Source organism: Solwaraspora sp. WMMA2059 (assembly GCF_027497315.1).
Lineage (GTDB): Bacteria > Actinomycetota > Actinomycetes > Mycobacteriales > Micromonosporaceae > Micromonospora_E.
In genome coordinates this window covers 1,227,687-1,247,318 of sequence record NZ_CP114908.1, presented here as the reverse complement: position 1 = coordinate 1,247,318, position 19,632 = coordinate 1,227,687, and the positions used below count along the sequence as shown (strand labels likewise).

18 protein-coding genes and 1 riboswitch are annotated in these 19,632 nt (G+C 70.9%); of the genes, 7 read left to right on the top strand and 11 right to left on the bottom strand.

Annotation, left to right across the window (positions count from 1 at the left end):
* Nucleotides 1-55 precede the first annotated feature (55 nt).
* Together O7553_RS05615 and glyA are read left to right on the top strand one after the other, a co-directional pair.
* Nucleotides 56-1,078 (top strand): LacI family DNA-binding transcriptional regulator, encoded by a 1,023-nt coding sequence (locus O7553_RS05615; protein ID WP_281553794.1) that lies wholly within the window; start codon nt 56-58, stop codon nt 1,076-1,078.
* A 101-nt stretch (nt 1,079-1,179) separates the two neighbouring features.
* Nucleotides 1,180-1,265, top strand: a riboswitch (ZMP/ZTP riboswitch).
* Nucleotides 1,266-1,330: 65 nt separating this feature from the next.
* Entirely contained in the window at nt 1,331-2,596 is a 1,266-nt protein-coding gene (glyA, locus tag O7553_RS05610; protein WP_281553793.1) for a serine hydroxymethyltransferase, read from the top strand.
* 36 nt (nt 2,597-2,632) lie between these two features.
* Here glyA and O7553_RS05605 read toward each other — a convergent pair whose 3' ends face one another.
* Nucleotides 2,633-5,305, bottom strand: a complete 2,673-nt coding sequence (locus O7553_RS05605; protein ID WP_281553792.1) for a GGDEF domain-containing phosphodiesterase — start codon at nt 5,303-5,305, stop codon at nt 2,633-2,635.
* Nucleotides 5,306-5,531: 226 nt separating this feature from the next.
* On the opposite strand from O7553_RS05605, the gene O7553_RS05600 reads away from it, so the two are divergent.
* On the top strand, nt 5,532-5,954 hold the full coding sequence (locus tag O7553_RS05600; RefSeq protein ID WP_281553791.1) for a PH domain-containing protein: 423 nt from the start codon (nt 5,532-5,534) through the stop codon (nt 5,952-5,954).
* Here O7553_RS05600 and O7553_RS05595 read toward each other — a convergent pair.
* Nucleotides 5,948-6,874 (bottom strand): 2-hydroxyacid dehydrogenase, encoded by a 927-nt coding sequence (locus O7553_RS05595; protein ID WP_281553790.1) that lies wholly within the window; start codon nt 6,872-6,874, stop codon nt 5,948-5,950. The genes O7553_RS05600 and O7553_RS05595 overlap by 7 nt on opposite strands.
* 229 nt (nt 6,875-7,103) lie before the next feature.
* Nucleotides 7,104-7,403 carry a DUF1540 domain-containing protein gene (locus tag O7553_RS05590; protein ID WP_123600394.1) on the bottom strand — a complete coding sequence of 100 codons (300 nt, stop codon included), beginning with the start codon at nt 7,401-7,403 and terminating at the stop codon, nt 7,104-7,106.
* A gap of 133 nt (nt 7,404-7,536) precedes the next feature.
* Here O7553_RS05590 and O7553_RS05585 point away from each other — a divergent pair, with 133 nt between their 5' ends.
* Together O7553_RS05585 and O7553_RS05580 are read left to right on the top strand one after the other, a co-directional pair.
* Nucleotides 7,537-8,805, top strand: coding sequence for a PQQ-dependent sugar dehydrogenase (locus tag O7553_RS05585; RefSeq protein ID WP_348650099.1), 1,269 nt, complete (start codon nt 7,537-7,539; stop codon nt 8,803-8,805).
* 44 nt (nt 8,806-8,849) lie between these two features.
* Nucleotides 8,850-10,532: a metallophosphoesterase gene (locus O7553_RS05580; RefSeq protein WP_281553788.1), complete on the top strand. Its 1,683-nt coding sequence runs from the start codon at nt 8,850-8,852 to the stop codon at nt 10,530-10,532.
* A 266-nt stretch (nt 10,533-10,798) separates the two neighbouring features.
* Here the strand turns inward: O7553_RS05580 and O7553_RS05575 are convergent, their stop codons facing one another.
* The 3 genes from O7553_RS05575 to O7553_RS05565 form a co-directional block, all read right to left on the bottom strand.
* Entirely contained in the window at nt 10,799-12,187 is a 1,389-nt protein-coding gene (locus tag O7553_RS05575) for an IS1380 family transposase (protein WP_281551493.1), read from the bottom strand.
* Nucleotides 12,188-12,288: 101 nt separating this feature from the next.
* A complete protein-coding gene (locus O7553_RS05570; protein ID WP_281553787.1) occupies nt 12,289-12,648 on the bottom strand; it encodes a hypothetical protein in 360 nt (119 codons plus the stop codon).
* Complete coding sequence (locus O7553_RS05565; RefSeq protein ID WP_281553786.1) at nt 12,641-12,952, bottom strand: hypothetical protein; 312 nt, start codon at nt 12,950-12,952, stop codon at nt 12,641-12,643. Before O7553_RS05565 ends, O7553_RS05570 begins: the two co-directional genes overlap by 8 nt.
* 182 nt (nt 12,953-13,134) lie before the next feature.
* Between O7553_RS05565 and O7553_RS05560 the strand changes: the two genes are divergently transcribed.
* Nucleotides 13,135-13,926: a helix-turn-helix transcriptional regulator gene (locus O7553_RS05560; RefSeq protein WP_281553785.1), complete on the top strand. Its 792-nt coding sequence runs from the start codon at nt 13,135-13,137 to the stop codon at nt 13,924-13,926.
* Entirely contained in the window at nt 13,917-14,111 is a 195-nt protein-coding gene (locus O7553_RS05555) for a DUF397 domain-containing protein (protein WP_281553784.1), read from the top strand. Before O7553_RS05560 ends, O7553_RS05555 begins: the two co-directional genes overlap by 10 nt.
* A 66-nt stretch (nt 14,112-14,177) precedes the next feature.
* Here the strand turns inward: O7553_RS05555 and gatB are convergent, their stop codons facing one another.
* From gatB to gatC, 5 genes are all read right to left on the bottom strand, one after another.
* Nucleotides 14,178-15,683 carry an Asp-tRNA(Asn)/Glu-tRNA(Gln) amidotransferase subunit GatB gene (gene gatB, locus O7553_RS05550; protein ID WP_281553783.1) on the bottom strand — a complete coding sequence of 502 codons (1,506 nt, stop codon included), beginning with the start codon at nt 15,681-15,683 and terminating at the stop codon, nt 14,178-14,180.
* 63 nt (nt 15,684-15,746) lie between these two features.
* On the bottom strand, nt 15,747-16,379 hold the full coding sequence (locus tag O7553_RS05545) for a DUF4276 family protein (protein WP_281553782.1): 633 nt from the start codon (nt 16,377-16,379) through the stop codon (nt 15,747-15,749).
* Entirely contained in the window at nt 16,379-17,770 is a 1,392-nt protein-coding gene (locus O7553_RS05540) for an AAA family ATPase (protein WP_281553781.1), read from the bottom strand. Before O7553_RS05540 ends, O7553_RS05545 begins: the two co-directional genes overlap by 1 nt.
* Nucleotides 17,771-17,778: 8 nt before the next feature.
* A complete protein-coding gene (gene gatA / locus O7553_RS05535; protein WP_281553780.1) occupies nt 17,779-19,257 on the bottom strand; it encodes an Asp-tRNA(Asn)/Glu-tRNA(Gln) amidotransferase subunit GatA in 1,479 nt (492 codons plus the stop codon).
* A 3-nt stretch (nt 19,258-19,260) separates the two neighbouring features.
* Complete coding sequence (gatC, locus tag O7553_RS05530; RefSeq protein WP_281553779.1) at nt 19,261-19,560, bottom strand: Asp-tRNA(Asn)/Glu-tRNA(Gln) amidotransferase subunit GatC; 300 nt, start codon at nt 19,558-19,560, stop codon at nt 19,261-19,263.
* Nucleotides 19,561-19,632 lie beyond the last annotated feature (72 nt).

Genomic DNA, 19,632 nt, shown 5'->3' with positions numbered 1-19,632 from the left:
CAGCAGACTTAACCGGGCAAGGCCAGCCGAAACGAACCCCGAAGGAGCGCCGCCGGTGAAACGGCCGACCATCGCCGACATCGCCCGCCGAGCAGGCGTCTCGAAGGGCGCCGTCTCCTACGCGCTCAACGGCCAGCCGGGAGTGTCCGAGGCGACCCGGCAGCGGATCCTCGCCATCGCCGCCGAGATCGGGTTCAACCCCAACAGCGCCGCCCGCGCCCTGTCCGGAGCCACCGCCAACGCAGTCGGCCTGGCGCTGAGCCGCCCGGCCCGGATCCTCGGTATCGAGCCGTTCTTCATGGAGCTGATCAGCGGTGTCGAGGCCGAGTTGTCCGCCCGGTCGTACGCGCTGACCCTGCAGGTGGTAGCCGACACCGAGGCCGAGATCGCGGTCTACCGGCGCTGGTGGGGTGAGCGCCGGGTGGACGGCGTGTTCCTCTGCGACCTTCGGGTCGACGACGACCGGGTGCCGGCACTGGAGACGCTGCAACTGCCAGCGGTGGTGATCGGCGGCCCCGACCACACCGGCTCGCTGCCGAGCATCTGGTCCGACGACGCGTCGGCCCTGGTCGAGACGGTCGAGTACCTGGTCGCGATGGGGCACCGCCGGATCGCCCGGGTCGGCGGCCTGCCCGGACTACTGCACACCGAGATCCGCGCGGACGCGTTCACCGACGTCTGCCGCCGACTCGGCCTGAACCAGTGCGTCACGGTGCCGTCCGACTACACCGGAGAGGAGGGCGCGCGGGCGACCCGGCGGCTGCTCAGCACCGCGGCCCGCCCCACCGCGATGATCTACGACAACGACGTGATGGCGATCGCCGGCCTGGCGGTGGCCCAGGAGATGGGGCTGGCCGTGCCGGGTGACCTGTCGATCGTGGCCTGGGACGACTCGCCGCTGTGCCGGCTGGTGCATCCGCCGCTGACCGCGCTTGGCCGCGACATCCCGGCGTACGGTGCACACGCCGCGCGGCAACTGCTGGCGACGATCGCCGGTGAGCCGACGCAGGCGTACCAGGACGAGACGCCGCACCTGACCCCGCGGGGCAGCACCGCACCGCCACGTAACGGACAGTGAACCGGTTAAGTTTCCGAAACCTTGACGGCGCAAACACCAACAGATCTCGCCGCGTACCGTCAGGGTCTGCCCGACCCGCCGACCACCGCGGGTTATGCTCGGACCGGTCACGCGACTGGCGCAGCGAAGGTGGAACCGACCACCGGGGAGCGACCACCGACGTGCGCCGCGCGCCTGGGTGCACCGTCGACGGCACCGTCATGCCCGGGTCGCCCCGGCCGGCGGAGCCGCCCGACCCCAGGAGGGCACGTCGTGCACGTACCGCAGATCCCGCAACTGACCGCCACCGACCCCGAGCTCGCCGCCCTCGTCGAGGGTGAGGCCCGCCGCCAGCACGACAAGCTGCGCATGATCGCCTCGGAGAACTACGTCTCCGCCGCCGTGCTGGAGGCCAGCGGCACGGTGCTGACCAACAAGTACTCCGAGGGCTACCCGGGCCGGCGCTACTACGAGGGCCAGCAGTTCGTCGACCCGATCGAGACGCTCGCCGTCGAGCGGGCCAGGACGCTGTTCGGGGCGGCCCACGCCAACGTCCAGCCGTACTCGGGCTCCCCCGCCAACCTCGCCGTGTACCTCGCCTTTCTCTCCCCCGGCGACACCGTGCTGGGGATGTCGCTGCCGATGGGCGGGCACCTCACCCACGGCTGGTCGGTGTCGGCCACCGGCAAGTGGTTCAACTCGGTCCGCTACAACGTCTCCCGCGACACCGGCCGGATCGACTTCGACGAGGTACGTGACCTGGCCCGCCGCGAACGGCCGAAGGTGATCTTCTGCGGCGGTACGGCGGTGCCGCGGACCATCGACTTCCCGGCCTTCGCCGAGATCGCCCGGGAGATCGGCGCGGTGCTCGTCGCGGACATCGCGCACATCGCCGGCCTGGTCGCCGGCGGCGCGCACCCCTCGCCGATCGGCCACGCCGACGTGGTCACCACCACCACCCACAAGACGCTGCGCGGCCCGCGCGGCGCGATGATCCTCACCACCGAACAGCACGCCGCCGCGATCGACAAGGCAGTCTTCCCGGGCCTGCAGGGCGGCCCGCACAACCACACCACCGCCGGCATCGCCGTCGCGTTGCGCGAGGCCGACACCGACGACTTCCGCCGGTACGCCCACCAGGTGGTCGCCAACGCGAAGGCGCTGGCCGCCGCGCTGGTCGACCGGGGCTTCGAACTGATCTCCGGCGGCACCGACAACCATCTGATCCTGGCCGACCTGACCGGCAAGGGCGTCGCCGGCAAGCCGGCCGCGCAGGCGCTGGACCGGGCCGGGATCGAGCTGAACTACAACACGGTGCCGTACGACCCGCGCAAGCCGTTCGACCCGTCCGGCATCCGGCTGGGCACCGCCGCGCTGACCACCCGCGGTCTGACCGAGGTGCAGATGCCGCAGGTCGCCTCCTGGCTGGACGACGCGGTGACCGCGGCGGTCAAGGACGACGGCGCCGCCCTCGACCGGATCGCCGGGGAGGTCGCCGACCTGCTCGCCGGCTACCCGATGCCCGGCTACGCGGCCTGACCTGCGCCCATCCGCGTCTGACCTGCGCCGATCGGGTCAGTGCGACGGGGTGGGGAAGTCGGCGATGTACGCCTCGGTCCGCTCCGCAGGTGCGGGGCGGGCCAGGGCGTACCCCTGACCGAACCGGCAGCCGGCCACCTGCGCCTGGCTCACCTGCCCGTCCGTCTCCAGCCCTTCAGCAACGATTTCCAGCCCGAACCGCCGGCCGAGCCCAGCCACCGCCTCCAGCATCGGGTGGACGCTGTCCGGGCCGGCACCGGCGCCGGCGACCAGCGACCGGTCGATCTTGACGACGTCCAGCGGCAGCCGCCGCAGTTGGGCGATCGACGCCTGACCGGCGCCGAAGTCGTCCAACGCGATCCGCACCCCGTGCGCCCGCAGGTTCGCCAACTGCGCGAGGATCTGCGGATTCTCGGCGGCCGCCAACTCCTCGGCGACCAGCGACTCGGCCACCTCGACGACGAGCCGCTCCGGCCCGACACCCTGTGCGGCCAGCATGGCCAACAGGTCGGCTACGAAGGTGGTCGCGGCCATCTCGGCCGGGGCGACGTTGACCGACAGCCACAGCCCGTGCCCCTCCCGTGACCAGGACGCCAACTGCCGGCAGGCGGTAGCCCGCGCCCACCGGCCGATGTGGCCCAGCAGCGACAGTTCCCGGGCCACGGCGAGCAGCTCGGCCGGCAGCACCGTGCCGAGCACCGGGCTGCGCCAGCGCAGCAGCGCCTCGACCCCCACCGGTTTGCCGTCGACCAGGTCCACCACCGGCTGGTACACCACGTCCAACTCGCCCCGCTCGGCCGCACCCGGCAGCTCCCGCTCCAGATCCAGCCGCCGAACGAGCTGTTGCTCCAGGTAGGAGTCGTACCACTCGACCCGGTTGCGACCGAGCTGGCGGGCCCGGCGGCGAGCCAGATCCGCCCGGCGCAGCACATCGTCCGCCCCGGCGCCGCCGGCCACCTCGGCCATGCCGATGCTGGTCTGCAGCGCAACCACCGCGCCGGGCAGCTGGCACGGCTCGCGCAGCGCCGCGACCAGCCGCGCCCCGGTGCCGTACGCCAGCATCGGGCCGGCGACGGTGATCACCGCGAACTCGTCGCCGCTGAGCCGGGCGACCACATCGTCCGGCTCCACTGTGTCCCGCAGCCGCCGCCCCACCTCGACCAGCACCGCGTCGCTGGCCTCCCGCCCGTACTGCTCGTTGACGCCGACCAGGCCGTGCAGGTCGATGATCAGCAACGCACCGGGGTGGCCGGGCAGGTCCCGCTGGTTGGCGATCTGGCGCATCAGCTCCCGGCGGTTCGCCAACCCGGTCAACTGGTCGGTGAAGCCGAGCTTGTACAGCCGCCGCTCCAGGTGCACCCGCTCCCCCACGTCGCGTACGTGCACCACGAGCGCTCCGACCTCAGGCACCGTCCGCTGATCGGACACGGTGGACTCGGTGTCCCGCCACCGGCCGTGGCCGTCCCGTAGCCGGGCGGTGACCAGCGGGGTCCGGCCGGTCGGTACCAGCCGGCCGGTCACCACCCCGGTCAGCACCATGATCACCTCGGGGACGTCCTCGGGATGCATCAGCTCGATGAACGGTCGGCCGAGCACCTGCGCGTCGGCCAGCCCGAACAGCCGGGCGGCGGCCGGTGACTGCCACCGCACCCGCAGGTCGTCGCCGAGGGTCAGGGTGAGATCGTTGCCGCCGGAGACCAACGACCGGAAGTGCGCCTCCTGGATGCTCAGTCGCCGGGCGTAGGACCGCACGTCGGCCGCGGCCATCATCTCCCGGATCACCAGCGTCGGGATCACCGCGAGGCCGAGCAGGACCGACGTACGGTCGAACGACCCCTGGGCCGCCACGTGGTATACGGCCGCCAGCGCGGCCACCACCGCCGGAACTGTCACCAGTGGATACGCGGTGAGCCGGCCGCGCACCGGGGTGACCGGCCGCGAACCCGCGCGCTGCGCCCGCTGCGCCCCGATGACCAGCAGCAGCATGCCGCCGAGCGCCGGGGCCATCGCCAGGCACCAGAGCCAGCCCGCGGTGCCGTACGCGAAACAGACCGTCGGGGCGGCCAGTCCGATGAGCACCGCGCCGGAGCCGCCGCCGCAGTACAGCACCGCCGGGCGTTGCCGCCATACCGCCAGGGCGGTGACCGCGATGATCGATCCGGCCCCGATCACGCTCAGCTCGACGAAGAGCACGGCCGACGGCACGGTGTCGACCGGCGACAGCAGCCATCCGGCGAAGATCAGACTGATCCCCAGGCTCAGCCCGTCGACCACCCGCCGAAGGCGCAGCCGCCAGGTCTCGGCGATGCCCGGCAGCAGCAGAATCGCCGCGAGGTGACCGGCCAGGGCGAGGATGAGCCCGCTGAGCGCCAGGCCGGTCCGGGCCGCCGGCGGGCTGAAGGCGGCGACGCAGACTGCGGTGGCGCCGCCGACGCTGGTCACGGCGAGCAGGCCGGTTCCGCGACAGTCCCGGTATTCCCCGGTACGGGCGTGCGCGGTGACGGCCATCCGCGACAGCCGCCAACCGGGCATGCCGACGCCGAACAGCACCGCGCCGAGCATCGCGACCGGGACGGTCAGCAGGCCAACGGTGCCTGCGGTCAGCAGCAGCGCGGCGGCGCCGACCTGTGCGGGCAGGGTCCAGCCGGGGGGTTCGGCCCGGTGGGGGCGGGGACGGGTACGGGGTGGTTCGGGGAACGCCTCAGGCACGGTGGCCGTCGCCTCCACGGAAGGGGTCGGGGCACAGCTGGGCCGGGTCGGCCCTCTGTGCCGGTCACAACGAACCAGCCTGGCGCCGGGTTACGGGGCGGTCACCGAAGATTTCCGTCGGATTTCCGCCCCGGTGTACCCGGCCGGGTCTCGCGGCGCGCACCCGCCGGTGCCACCTGGCCTACCCGGCAGCCGACACTCACCGGCAGGATGCCAGGATTGTCGGATGAGTCGCAGGGTAACTGTCCGGTTCCGGCCGCACCAGGCGATCATGCTGGCGGCGGTGATCGCGTTCGTCGGGTCGCTGCCGCTGGCCGGTGCCCGCTGGTATCTGCTGCCGGTCCTGCTGCTGCCGCTGGCGATCGCGATCTGGGCGGTCCGCTCCGGAACCGATGCCGACCCGGCCGGGCTCCGGGTGCGGGCACTGATCGGCCAGCGCCGGATCGGCTGGTCGCGGGTGGCCGAGCTCGCGCCCGACCCGCAAGGCCGGGCGGTGGCCCTGCTCACCGACGGCGAGCAGGTACGGCTGCCCGCTGTGCGGGCAGCCGACCTGCCCCGGCTGATCGCTGCCAGCGGACAACCGCTGGCCCCGGCGACACCACCGCCAGCGGCACCACCGACCGACGAACCGGCCACGCCGACTCAATAGCCGTCCACCACCACGTTGTCCAGCGGCTCGCCCGCGACCAGCCGGGTGACCTGCCGACCTGCCAGGGCGTACGCGCGGGGCAGCAGACCGCGTACCGACCCGGCGATGTGTGGACTGATCACCACGTTCGGAAACCTCCATAGCGGATGGTCTGCGGGCAGCGGTTCGGGGTCCGTCACGTCGAGTACCGCGCAGATCCGGCCGGTCGACAGCTCGGCGGTGAGCGCCGTGGTGTCGACCACCGGGCCACGGGCGGCGTTGACGAGCAGCGCACCGTCACGCATCGCGGCCAGCGTGGCCGCGTCGACCATCCCCCGGGTCCGGTCGGTCAGCGGAACGATCAGCACCACGATGTCGGCGTACGGCAACAGGGCTGGCAGCTCGTCGACGCCGTGCACCTGTTCCGCCGGCCGGGCGGTACGAGCCACCAGTGTGAACTCCACCTCGAACGGGGTCAGTCGGGCGCGCAGCGCGGCACCGATCGATCCGGCACCGACGATGAGGACCCGCTTGCCGGCCAGCTCGTCGGTCGGGGCGAACCGCTCGTACGACCATTCCCCTCGGGTCTGGGCCCGGATGAAGCCGGCGAAATCGCGGACGTGGGTGAGGATCGCGGCGGCAATCCACTCCGCCGTCGACGAGTCGTGCACCCCGCGCGCGTCGCAGAGCGTCAAATGCTGCGGCAGCCGCCCCACCCAGGCATCGGCACCCGCGGACAGCAACTGCACCACCTGAAGGTCCGGCATCTTGCCGGCCAGCTCCGCCGCTCCGGGCCGGGCCAGGAACGGAGGCACCCAGAACCGCACGCCGGCGGGGTCGGACGGCAGCTGAGTGATGTCGGCGGCGACCTCGACGGTCACCTCGTCAGGCAGCCGGCCGAGTAGTTGTCGGCCGTGTGCGTGGGGGATCCAGACTTTCACCGGTCCGACGATAGCGGGCCTTCCGGGTCCGGCCCGCCCAGGCCGGACATCACATGATCATCCGGTACGAGGCCCCGCAAGGCAGCGGCTCACTACTTGCGAGTATGTTACTCGTTCGACGCCGCCTTGTCGATCAGACCACATCGTTCAATGTTCTTGTTCGAATCCTGGCTCCCGGATGCACGCCTTACGACGGCACGGGTGAATGGGCAGGAAAGTGGCACGGCGGTCAGGCCGGTTCGTAGGTCATGCAGTCGGCCGTCTCCCGGCTCGGCCCGACCCGGATCGCCGGCGCCCGACACTCCAGCTCGGCATTGAACCGGCAGTCGGCACGCTTGCAGGCGCCAACCTGGGCGATCACCGCGTCGAGGCCGCCCTTGGACGAGATGTCGAAAAAGGTGGTGCAGCTGGCGCTGTCCGCCTCGGTGCCGATCGTGATGGCGAAGGCGTGACAGCCCTCGTGCTGGTTGTACGCGCACTCCACGGCGGTGCACTCCTGCACCCGGGGCATCTCCATCATCGCGGTCATGGTGGTCCTCCTAGCTCGGCAGCATCCGGCAGTGGCGTCATCGTCACTGTGGAGAACTGTAGTCCACTACGACGGAATATATGGCGCGTATTCAATTCTCGCAATTTTGGAAACCCTTACCTAACACCGCCCGATGCCATTTGGCTACCCTTACCTAAGTGCTCCGGGGATGCCGTCGGATGCGGATGTCCGGCAGCGGGCTAGTCTGGTGCGGGTGAACGCTTGCCCGCCGTACCGCCGCTCGTCGCGCCGCCCTACCGCCGCGACCACAGCGACCGCCGCCGCCAGCCTGACCGCCCTGCTGCTCGCCGGCGGCTGCGCGTTCGGCGAGCCGGAGCCGGACCAGGCCGGCGCGCCCCCAACTTTCCCCGCCCCGACCGAGACACCGACCGGCGGCGGCGTCGATCAGCAGGTGGCCGTCACCGTGCTGGCCAGCGGACTGGCGGTGCCGTGGGGGGTGACGTTCCTGCCGGACGGTGCCGCGCTGGTCACCGAACGGGACAGCGCCAGGATTCTGCAGGTCGGGCCCGGTTCGACCCCGGACGGGCTGGACGTCACCGAGGTGCAGATCATCGACCAGGTCGACGGCGGCGGTGAGGGCGGGCTACTCGGCATCACCGTCTCCCCCGAGTACGCCACCGACGAGACGGTGTTCATCTACTACTCCACCGCCGAGGACAACCGGATCGCCCGACTGACCCTGGGCGACGAACCGGAACCGATCGTCACCGGCATTCCGCTCTCCGGCATCCACAACGGCGGCCGGCTCGCCTTCGGGCCCGACGGTTTCCTCTACGCCACCACCGGCGACGCCTCGGACACCGGCCTGTCCCAGGACCAGGAGAGCCTCGGCGGCAAGATCCTGCGGATGACGCCGGACGGCGAGCCGGCCCCCGGCAACCCGTTCCCCGACTCGCTGGTCTGGTCGCTGGGCCACCGCAACGTGCAGGGCATCGCCTGGGACGCCCAGGACCGGCTGTACGCCACCGAGTTCGGCCAGAACCTGTGGGACGAGATCAACCTGATCGAGCCGGGCGAGAACTACGGCTGGCCACAGGTCGAGGGCGAAGGCGACGACGGGCGATTCGTCGACCCGCTGGTCGTCTGGCCGACCGAGGAGTCCTCCTGCTCCGGGGCGGCCGTGGTGGACCGGATCCTGGCCGCCGCGTGCCTGCGCGGCGAACGGCTATGGCTGGTTGAGCTGACCGAGTCCGGTACGGTCTTCGGCCAGCCCCGCGCGTTGCTCACCGGAGAGTACGGTCGACTACGCACCGTCGTGCAGGCACCGGACGGCTCGGTCTGGGTGACCACCTCGAACCAGGACGGCCGGGGCGAACCGGCCCCGGAGGATGACCGTATCCTTCGGCTGGTCTTCGCCGACGGCGGAGCCGGGCGCAGCTGACTTACCCGCCTCCCCACCCTCGATCAGACAGGCATCATCTCACCATGAGCGACGAGCAGACGGCCGACCGGAGCCGTCCCGGCCAGCAGCCGGGCCGTCCGGATCAGCAGCCGGGCCGCCCCGGGCGACGGCTGGCGCGCGCCGGGCGGCGGCTCGGCTCGGTCAGCCGTACCGCTGGTCGCGGATTCGGGCGGGCCGCGCGGTCCCGGGCGACCCGGCGGATCGGCGTGGCGCTCGCGGTCGTCGCGGTGAGTCTGGCCGGGGTCGTCATCGGAGTCCTGCTCGGGGCCCGTGCCGACGTCGACATCGGCCCGTTCCGGGCCGAGATGTCGGTGACTCCCGCGGTGGACGGCGGCACCACCATGGCCATCCCGCCGCTCGGCGCGCTGCACGTGGACAGCCACGAAGGGCCGGTCCAGCTCTCCATCCGGCTCGGCTCCCTCGACCAGGTCCGCACCCTCGCCCTGCTCGACGACCCGAATGCGATCACCCGGGCCAGTCACACCGTGGTCAGCGACGTCACCGAGGGTGTACTGCGTCTCGGAATCCGTACCATCGCCGTCGCCGTCCTGACCACGTTGGTCCTCGCCGCGCTGATCTTCCGCGACACCCGCCGGGTCGCCTGGTCCGGCACCCTGGCGCTGCTGATCACCGGCGGCAGCATCGGCGTCGCGGCGGCGACCATCCGACCGGAGGCGATCGAGGAGCCACGGTACGAGGGCCTGCTGGTCAACGCCCCGGCGGTGGTCGGTGACGTGCAGCGCATCGCCACCAACTACAGCCAGTACGCCGAGCAACTGCAGCACATCGTCAGCAACGTCAGCCGGATCTACACCACCGTGTCCACGCTGCCCGTCTACCAGGCGGCCGAGGGCAGCACCCGGGTACTGCACGTGTCGGACATGCACCTCAACCCGACCGGCTGGCCGGTGATCCGCACCGTGGTCGAGCAGTTCGACATCGACGTGGTGATCGACACCGGGGACATCACCGACTGGGGCAGCGAGCCGGAGGCGAACTACGTCGCCCCGATCGCGCAGTTGGAGGTGCCGTACGTCTACATCCGGGGCAACCACGACTCGATCCGCACCCAGGAGGCGGTAGCCGGCCAGCCGAACGCGGTCGTGCTCGACAACGAGGTCACCGAGGTGGCCGGGCTGACCATCGCCGGCATCGGCGACCCCCGGTTCACCCCGGACAAGCAGACCAGCCCCGCTGACGGTGGTCTGTCCAAGCCGGCCACCGACCAGGTGATCGGGGTCGGCGAGCAGCTCGCCGCGACGATCCGGGGCACCGGCGAACCGGTCGACATCGCCCTGGTGCACGACCCGGTGTCCGCCGGCCCGCTGTCCGGCACCTGTCCGCTGGTGCTGGCCGGGCACACCCACAACCGGGAGGTCCGGATGCTCGCCGAGATTCCCGGCGAGCAGCCGACCCGGCTGATGGTGGAGGGTTCGACCGGCGGGGCCGGACTGCGCGGCCTGGAGGGCGAGGAGCCGACGCCGCTGGCCTTGACGGTGCTGTACTTCGACGCCGAGCGCCAGTTGCAGGCGCACGACGATATCCGGGTCGGCGGCACCGGCCAGGCGCAGGTCACTCTGGAACGGCACGTCATCGCCGGCGCGGAACCGGAGCCAGACCCGTCGCCATCGCCGATTCCTACCGCCGGTCCGTCCGCGACCCCGACTACCACTCAGTCCGCGACCCCGGCACCCAGCCCGTCCTGAGCCCGCGCCCACCCCCGGCAGAGCCTCACCGGCACCCCGGCCCGCGCCGCCAGCCAGGATCGCGCGGCCTATTCGTTTGGGCCTGAGCCTCGATCCACCGACGCGGTTGCCGCTGAATGTTGGTTGATCATTTCTGTATTGGGTGGTGCGGCGGGCGTGAGGGAGTCGCCGATCACGTGATCGGCTTGCTCCGAGGGTGAGTGTTCGGGGTGGAACGGGATTGTGGCCTGTGGTCGGGCCGCCTGGTTTCGGCTGGTGGGGTGTGGTCAGCCGGGTGCCGGCTGGACGGCGGTGAACAGGTTGTCGAACGCCGCCTGCCAGGGCCAGTACTCGGGCAGGTGTAGGTGGATGGTGCGGGCCCGGTGGGCGAGGCGGGCTGCGACGGTGATGATCCGGGTCCGGATGGTGGCGGGTCTGGCGGTCGACCAGGTGCCCGCGGCGAGGTGTCCGGCGGCGCGGGTGAGGTTGTGCGTGATCGCGGCGCAGGTCAGCCAGGCGTCGTTGGCGCTGAAGTGTCCGGAGGGCAGGTGGGCGAGGGGGCCGGCGATCAGGTCGGCGTTGACCTGCTCGATGATCGCGTGTTGCCGGTGCTGGGCTTCGGCCTGTACGAGGGTGTACGGGCTGTCGGTGAACACGGCGTGGTACCGGTAGGTCGGTAGGAGTTCGTCCTGGCCGGGGATCTGTTGCGGGTCGTCGCGGCGGACGCGGCGCACGATCAGCCGGGCGGTCGCCTCGTGTCGGGTGCCGGCGAACGCGGTGTACGTGGTTTCGGCGATCTGCGCGTCGGAGATCCACCGGCCGGCGTCTTCGTCCCAGACGGCCTGCGGATAGGTGATGTCGACCCACTGGTCGGCGGCGATGCCGTCGCACGCGGCGCGGATCTTCGGGTCGATGCGGCAGGTGACCGAGAACCGCACGCCACGACGCCGGCAGCCGCTGATCACCGTCTTGGCGTAGAACGCCGAGTCCGCTCGCACCATGATCTCCCCCGAAGCGCCGCATGCCCGGGCGGTCGTGATGGCCTCGGCGATCATGGTGGCGGCGCCCCGGGACGAGCCGGCGTTACCCGACCGCAGCCTCGTGGCGGCGATCACCGGCGCGGACAGCGGGGTGGACAGCGTCGCGACCAGGGGGTTGTAGCCGCGCAGGTAGACGTTGTAGCCGCCGACCTTGGCGTGGCCGAACCCGATGCCCTGCTTCTGCTTGCCGTACACCCGCCGCAGCATGGAGTCGATGTCCACGAAGCACAGGGTGTCGGCGCCGGTCAGGATCGGTGCCCGGCCGGTCAGACCGATCAGGGTGTCGCGGGCGGCGGCCTGTAACTGCCGTACGTGCCCGTGGGTGAACGTACGCAGGAACGACCCGAGCGTCGACGGCGCGTACACGCTGCCGAACAGCGACCGCATGCCACCGTGCCGGGCGATGTCGAGGTCGTCGATGCTGTCCGCGCCCGCGAGCATCCCCGCCACGACCGTGGCGACCTTCCCGGCGGGGTTCGCGCCCTTGTCCGTCGGCAGCCGCACCCGGTCGGCGACCGCGTCATGCAGACCGGCCTGCTCGGCCAGGCGCATCACCGGAACGAGACCGGCACACGACACCAGATTCGGATCGTCGAACGTCGCGCGCACCACCGGCGCGTCCTGGCGTATTCTCACCTGCGAGGTGCCCTCTCGAACCGAGCGATAGAAGCGTCAGAACTCCTATCCTTCCAGTTCAGAGGGCACTTTCTATAGCCGGGGTCCTGCCGGTCCGACCTTCATCGGTGGATCGAGGCTGAGGTACCAGTGGAGCTTGATGCCGGAGGTGCATCTTGGTGCACCTGTGGCATCAGGTCGTGAAAGGGCACCTTGGTCCCGGGAGCCGGCCCTGGCCGGATGACCGCGCCGGGGCGGCGCAGCGCCGCCGCGCGGACCATCACCATCATCATCTGGCCGTCCCGGTTGCCGTGCAGTCGGATGCCGAGCAGGTGAATCCATTCGATGTTCGGGTGGGCGGCCTCGGCGCGGACGTGGATGACCCGCAGCCGCAGCGCTCCGTCTCCGTTGAGATAGTCGGACCCGCCGATCTCGATGACGTCCCACGGCTGCACCAGCGGCGATCTTGTCGACTCAGTCATCGCCACCTGCCCCGGTGGTCGGGTCAGCGGTGAGCCAGATGCCGACCGAGGCGAGCAGCCGACGAATGGTCCGGGCGGCGTCACCGTCGTACCGGTCCAGGTAGGCCACCGCGAGCCGCAGCCCCGGACAGACGATCGTGCCGCAGCGCGGACACCCGGTCACCGGGTCGGGCAGGTGCATCGCGGCCAGGTGCCGGGCGCGGGCGATCACCGGGTGGTTGACGTAGCCGGGCACGGCGCTGCCGGTCGGCACCGACATCCAGCCGAGTACGCCGTGCCGGCGCAATTGATCTTTGTCATTCATTTTTGCGCCATGCGTCCCCCATCGGGACAACAATGGACGCCTTCTCGAATTTCCCACTCCTCCACCCTGGACTTCCCCGCCTCACATATGGAAGATGGGCTTTGTCCTCGTAGCAGCAACATCCGTCACGGGGCAACCTCTGCCCACCACAAAGCAATTCTGTAGAGAGCTGGAGGAAACGAATGTCTGGAGCAGCGAGCGCATATCTGATAGCGGAGCTCCGCCGCCGCCGCGAGTTGGCCGGGCTCACCCAGGAGCAGTGGGGCGCCGCCCTGCACTGGTCGGCCCAGCACGTCAGCGCGGTCGAGCGCGGTGCCCGGCCGATCCGGCTCGACTACCTGGCCACCATCGACCGGGTCTTCAACTGCGACTACTCGACCCTCTGGGAGCTGCTGCTGCGCACCGAGCGGGCCCCGGTCTGGCTGCGCCCGTGGCTGGAGCACGAGCGGGAGGCGATCATGCTGCGCTGGTACGAGCCGCTGCTGGTGCCCGGCCTGCTGCAGACCGAGGCGTACGCCCGCGTCGTCCTCACCCATGCCGGAGTGGCGATCGACGACGTCGACACCACCGTCGGCGACCGGCTCGGCCGGCAGGAGATCCTGCACCGGGCCGAGCGGCCGTGCCGCTTCGTCGGGGTGATCGACGAGGCGGTGCTGACCCGGGCGGTCGGCGGCCCGGCGGTGATGCGTGAGCAGGTCCTGGCGCTGATCGCCGCCTGCGACCGGCCCAACGTCTCGATCCAGGTGGTGCCGGCCGGGGTCGGTGCCTACCCGGGGCTGAACGGCCCGTTCATTCTGGCCAGCCTGGACGGCCGGGCGGCCGGCTTCGTAGACGGGCCGTTGGAGGGCCAGACCATCGAGTTGGAGGCCGATCTGACCAGACTGGAGCATGCCTGGGAGTCGCTGCGGGAGTACGCTCTGCCCAGCGAGCAGTCCGTGGCGTTGATGCAGGAGGCAGCCGACAGATGGGCATGACGACCGATCCTCGACCGGCCTGGCGGACCAGCAGCCGCAGCAACGGCACCGGCGGCGCCTGTGTCGAAGTCGCCGACAACCTGCCCGGCCGGGTCCTGGTCCGCGACAGCAAGGACCGCACCGGCGGCACCCTCACCTTCTCCCCCACCGCCTGGCGGACCTTCGTCGACCACCATCAGCGGTAGATGACGCGAGCCGCGTCGGGCAGTGCCCGACACGGCTCGTCCGCTGTGGTTGGCCGCGCACCTGCCTCAGCCCTGTGCGCCGAGGCGGGACAGGATCAGCTCCCGGACGGTACGCGCGTCCGCCTGGCCCCGGGTCGTCTTCATCACCGCGCCGACCAGCGCACCGGCCGCCGCGACCTTGCCGTCGCGGACCTTCGCCGCGATGTCCGGGTTGGCGGCGATCGCCTCGTCGACGGCGGCGGTCAACGCACCGGTGTCGGAGACCACCTCCAGGCCGCGCGCGGTCATCACCTCGGTCGGCGTGCCTTCCCCGGCGGCCACCGCCTCCAGGACGGTACGGGCCAGCTTGTCGTTGAGCTTGCCCGAGTCGACCAGCCCCTGCAGTTCGGCCACGTGCGCCGGGGTAACCCCGAGCGCGGCCAGCTCCACACCGGACTCGTTGGCCCGGCGGGCCAGCTCACCCAGCCACCACTTGCGGGCGCCGGCCGGGGTGGTGCCGGCGGCGATGGTCTGCTCGATCAGCTCGACCGCCCCGGCGTTGACCACCGACTGCATGTCGTGGTCGGTCAGCCCCCACTGCTCCTGCAGCCGCTTGCGGTGCACCCGGGGCAGCTCCGGCAGGGCCGCCTTCAGCTCGGCCACCCAGGCGGCGTCCGGGGCGAGCGGCACCAGGTCCGGCTCCGGGAAGTAGCGGTAGTCGGTGGCGGTCTCCTTGGACCGGCCCGACGTGGTGTCGCCGCTGTCCTCGTGGAAGTGCCGGGTCTCCTGCACGATCCGGCCACCGGCGTCGAGCACCGACGCCTGGCGCAGCATCTCCGCGCGTACCGCCCGCTCCACCGACCGCAGCGAGTTGACGTTCTTGGTCTCGGTGCGGGTGCCCCACTCGGTCTGCCCGACCGGGGTCAGCGAGGTGTTCACGTCGCAGCGCAGCGAACCCTGCTCCATCCGTACGTCGGACACGCCCAACGAGCGGATCACGTCCCGCAGCTCGGTGACGTACGCGCGGGCCACTTGCGGTGCCCGGTCCCCGGTGCCGGGGATCGGCTTGGTGACGATCTCCACCAGCGGGATACCCGCCCGGTTGTAGTCGACAAGCGACTCGGTCGCACCGTGAATGCGCCCGGTCGCGCCGCCGACGTGCAGCGTCTTGCCGGTGTCCTCCTCCAGATGCACCCGCTCGATGCCGATCCGCACCAGCTCGCCGTCGACCTCGACGTCGAGCCAGCCGTCCACGCACAGCGGCTCGTCGTACTGGCTGATCTGGTAGTTCTTCGGCATGTCCGGGTAGAAGTAGTTCTTCCGGGCGAACCGGCACCAGTCGGCGATCGAGCAGTTCAGTGCCAGCCCGATGCGGATCGTCGCCTCGATCGCCGCCTTGTTCGCCACCGGCAACGAGCCGGGCAGGCCCAGGCAGACCGGGCAGACCTGGGTGTTCGGCTCGGCGCCGAACCCGGTCGGGCAGCCGCAGAACATCTTCGTGTTGGTGCCCAGCTCGACGTGCGTCTCCAGGCCGATCACCGGCTCGTAGCGGGCGACGACATCCTCGTACGTGGGCAACGCGGTCGTGCTCATCTCACAGCTCCAACTCTCGGCGCGGCACCGACCGCACCAGCCTAGTGTCCACCTGGGTTCCGCTCATCGACCCGGCCGGTAACCGAGTGCCACGAGAGCCTGCCGGGTGTCGTCCCACCACCGCCGGTACGCCGGTACCTGCTGCAGCCTTTCCAGATCCACCAGCTCGCCAAGCTGGCCGAGGTGGTCCCCGACTGACCGGCTGACCCGGCGCGTCACGTCGTTGAGCACTTTCTTCGGGTCGGCGATCTGCTCCACCTGACGAGGGCTCCCGGGGAGCCCCATCTCGACATCGGTCCACTGGACACCGAGGGCGTTGCGCAGTGCCTGCCCGTCGGCGAGCAGCCAGGCCTCGGTCTCCCGGACCGGGACGACCGCGACGAGTTGCTCCCGGCGGTCGGCCCAACGCTTCCGGAGCGGTTCCAGCCACTCCCGGTGTACCCGTTCAGCGTTCGCACCCTGGTCTCGGTGAAAGAAGACAATCGTGAAGGCGCCGTCGCTGCGGTCGGCCAAGCTGATCACATCACCGATACCTGCCGGGCCGGACCGGGCCCGCAACGGTTGTACGTCGGCTACGTACACCGTTTCATCGAACTCGGTCAGGCACAGTCCTTCCAGTGAGCGTGCCAGCAGCCGGGGCAGGAAGCGGTCATCGCTGAGGCCTTCGGAGATCAGTGCGGTCGAGAGGTAGCGCATCAGCGATCCAGCGTCTCCAGGACCTCGAATTCGGCAATCTCTGCCTTGGTGACCACACCGCTGGGATCTTCGAGATCCAACGCAAGCTGATCACCACCGATCAGGCGGCTACGGGTGATCCGGCTGCGCGGTTCGCCCCTGCGCACCCGGGTCACCACGTCCAGGTAGACCGCATGGAGCCGTCCCCCGTCCTCGCCGCGTTCCAACGCCCGCAAGATCGCAGGCGAGTGGCTGCTCAGGATCAACTGGGTCAATCGATTGCCGTCTGCTTCGTCGCGCGACTCCAACGACCGTTCGACCAGGGCCCGCAGGTACCGCACGAACTGGGCGAGCCGTTGCGGGAAGATGCCGTTCTCCGGCTCCTCGAAGCAGATCAGCCCGGCACCACGGGGGTCGTAGAGTGCTGCGAGCAACGCGATCGCGCGCAGCGTCCCGTCGGACGCGACCCGGGCCGAGAACGGTGCCTCGTCGCGGGTGACGACCTCGACCTGCCGCTGCCGACGCGCCTCGTCCTCGGCGAGACGGACCCCGACTACTCCCGGTATCACTTCGGATACGTCGGCGGAAAGGTCGTTCAACGCGCCCTCCGGTCGGTCCTCGGTGCCCGTCGCGGCGGCCAGGTAGCGCAGCGTGTTGGCCAGGTGGGCACCGTTGGGCGCGAGGCTGTCCGGGTCGTCATAGGAATCGGGGGTACGCAGCGCACTGGGATCGAGGTGCAGCAGTCGCCACGACTGAAGCTCCCGCTTCAGCGCGTACAGCAGCGGGAAGTCCGTGGCGGTGGTCAGGCTGGACAGCACGGTTGCGGTCGCCGCTGTCGCCGGCAGTTTCCGTTTGCGGCCCTGGTTGCCCTGCTGCCGGATGCTGAAAATCGCACGCCCCTGCTCATCGCGCTCGGTCTCCAGCAGTTCCCGACCGCCCCCGCGATAGCTGGCCACCTGCTTCCATCGCGGGATCAGTGCCCGCAACGCAGCGTCGTCGGACTTAGGAATCCGGTACGCCGCCTCCCGTACCACGTACGGCCGACGGGTCCCGCTGCTGCTGGTGAGTCGTAGCTCGACCGCAAGCTCGTAACGCAGCCGAGAGTGATTCACTTCGGCCGTATCACCGAATGCGTCGGTCACCGACGACCCCAGCAGCACCTCGACGGCGAAGGTCATCACCGGCATCTGGCTGCCGTCGGTGTGCCGATGGAACAGATCGGGTACTTCCCCGCGCATCTGCTGAGCGGCCTCCAGCAGCCCATCATCGGCGAGCCGGGACAGGAACTGGATCGCGTCGAACAGGTTCGACTTGCCGGCCGCGTTCCGCCCGATGATCACGAGAAACGGCGGCACGTCCAGCGTGAAGTCGCGGAACGACTTGAAGCCGTCGATCTCGATCCGGGTCAGCACGTCGCGGCTCAGAGCTCCGGCGGGGTGAGGGTGCCGACCGCCGACTCCAGGGCCGCCGCGACCCGGTACATCCGGTCGTCGGCCATCGTGGGCGCCATCATCTGCAACCCGACCGGCAGCCCGTCGGCCAGCCCGCACGGCACCGAGATGGCCGGGCCGCCGTACAGGTTGGTCGGGATGGTGAACAGGTCGGCCAGGTACATCTGGTACGGGTCGGCGGTGCGCGCCCCGAGTGGGAACGCCACGAACGGCGTGGTCGGCGAGATCAGCACGTCGACCTGCTCGAACGCGGCGGTGAAGTCGCGGGTGATCAAGGTACGGACCTTCTGCGCCTGCCCGTAGTAGGCGTCGTAGTAGCCGCTGGACAGCGCGTAGGTGCCGAGCATGATCCGCCGCTTGACCTCCGGCCCGAAGCCCTGGTCGCGGGTCAGCGACATGACCTCTTCCAGCGACCGGTTGCCGTCGTCGCCGCTGCGCAGCCCGTACCGGACGCCGTCGTAGCGGGCCAGGTTGGACGAGCATTCGCTCGGCGCGATCAGGTAGTACGCCGGTAGCGCGTAGTCGAAGTGCGGGCAGGAGACCTCGACGACCTCGGCCCCGAGCTTGGTCAGCGCGTCGACCGCGTCGCGGAACGCGGCCAGGACGCCCGGCTCGACGCCCTCGCCGGTGGCGAACTGGGTGACCAGGCCGAGGCGCACCCCGGTCAGGTCACCGGAGGCACCAGCACGGGCCGCCTCGACGACCGGCGGCACGGCGGCCGGGATCGAGGTGGAGTCATGCGGGTCGTGGCCGGCGATCGCCTCGTGCAGCAGCGCCGCGTCGAGCACCGTCCGGGCGCACGGGCCAGGGGTGTCCAGCGAGGAGGAGAAGGCGATCAGCCCGTACCGGGAGGTGCCGCCGTAGGTCGGCTTGGCGCCGACGGTGCCGGTGACCGCGCCCGGTTGGCGGATCGAGCCGCCGGTGTCGGTGCCGATCGCCAGTGGAGCTTCGTACCCGGCGACCGCGGCCGCGCTGCCACCGCCGGATCCGCCCGGGATCCGGGTCAGGTCCCACGGGTTGTACGTCGGCCCGTACGCCGAGTACTCGGTCGACGAGCCCATCGCGAACTCGTCCATGTTGGTCTTGCCGAGGATCGGCATGCCGGCGGCGCGCAGCCGGGCGACGATCGTCGCGTCGTACGGTGGCCGCCAGCCGTCGAGGATCTTCGACCCGGCGGTGGTCGGTACGCCCTTGGTGGTGACGACGTCCTTGACCGCGATCGGTACGCCGGCCAGCGGGCCGAGCGGCTGCCCGGCGGCGCGGGCGGTGTCGACGGCCTGCGCGGCGGCGAGCGCCCCGTCGGCGTCGACGTGCAGGTAGGCGTGCACCCGCTCGTCGACGCCGGCGATCCGGTCCAGGTGGGCGCGGGTCACTTCGACGGCGCTGGTGTCGCCGGCGGCGATCAGCCCGGCCAGCTGCGCGGCGGTCATCCCGGTGAGTTCGGACATGGTTCAGACCTCCTCGTCCAGGATGCGCGGCACCCGGAACCGGCCGTCCTCGGCGTCCGGGGCGGCGGCGAGCGCGGCGTCGCGGTCCAGGCCGGGGATGACGACGTCGTCGCGCAGCACGTTGGTCAGCGGCACCGAGTGCGAGGTGGGCGGGATGTCGTCGGCGGCGACCTCGCCGATCCGGGCCACGGACTGCAGGATGACGTCGAGCTGGCCGGCGAACGTCGCCAGTTCGTCCTCGGTCACGGCCAGCCGCGACAGTCGCGCCAGGTGCGCGACCTCTTCGCGGGAGATGGCGGCCATCTGCGCCCCCTTCGTACGGTGATCGAACGGTTGGCCCGGGATCCTCGCTCAGCGTGGCTCAGCGGGCCGGAC

What these genes read in the sequence shown, in the direction of transcription:
- gatC (WP_281553779.1), bottom strand. Translation starts at nt 19,560, where the DNA reads ATGGCCGCCATCTCCCGCGAAGAGGTCGCGCACCTGGCGCGACTGTCG.
- O7553_RS05585 (WP_348650099.1), top strand. Translation starts at nt 7,537, where the DNA reads ATGCCATTTGGCTACCCTTACCTAAGTGCTCCGGGGATGCCGTCGGAT.
- O7553_RS05565 (WP_281553786.1), bottom strand. Translation starts at nt 12,952, where the DNA reads ATGAATGACAAAGATCAATTGCGCCGGCACGGCGTACTCGGCTGGATG.
- O7553_RS05600 (WP_281553791.1), top strand. Translation starts at nt 5,532, where the DNA reads ATGAGTCGCAGGGTAACTGTCCGGTTCCGGCCGCACCAGGCGATCATG.
- O7553_RS05545 (WP_281553782.1), bottom strand. Translation starts at nt 16,379, where the DNA reads ATGCGCTACCTCTCGACCGCACTGATCTCCGAAGGCCTCAGCGATGAC.
- gatB (WP_281553783.1), bottom strand. Translation starts at nt 15,683, where the DNA reads ATGAGCACGACCGCGTTGCCCACGTACGAGGATGTCGTCGCCCGCTAC.
- O7553_RS05580 (WP_281553788.1), top strand. Translation starts at nt 8,850, where the DNA reads ATGAGCGACGAGCAGACGGCCGACCGGAGCCGTCCCGGCCAGCAGCCG.
- O7553_RS05590 (WP_123600394.1), bottom strand. Translation starts at nt 7,403, where the DNA reads ATGACCGCGATGATGGAGATGCCCCGGGTGCAGGAGTGCACCGCCGTG.
- O7553_RS05570 (WP_281553787.1), bottom strand. Translation starts at nt 12,648, where the DNA reads ATGACTGAGTCGACAAGATCGCCGCTGGTGCAGCCGTGGGACGTCATC.
- O7553_RS05560 (WP_281553785.1), top strand. Translation starts at nt 13,135, where the DNA reads ATGTCTGGAGCAGCGAGCGCATATCTGATAGCGGAGCTCCGCCGCCGC.
- gatA (WP_281553780.1), bottom strand. Translation starts at nt 19,257, where the DNA reads ATGTCCGAACTCACCGGGATGACCGCCGCGCAGCTGGCCGGGCTGATC.
- O7553_RS05555 (WP_281553784.1), top strand. Translation starts at nt 13,917, where the DNA reads ATGGGCATGACGACCGATCCTCGACCGGCCTGGCGGACCAGCAGCCGC.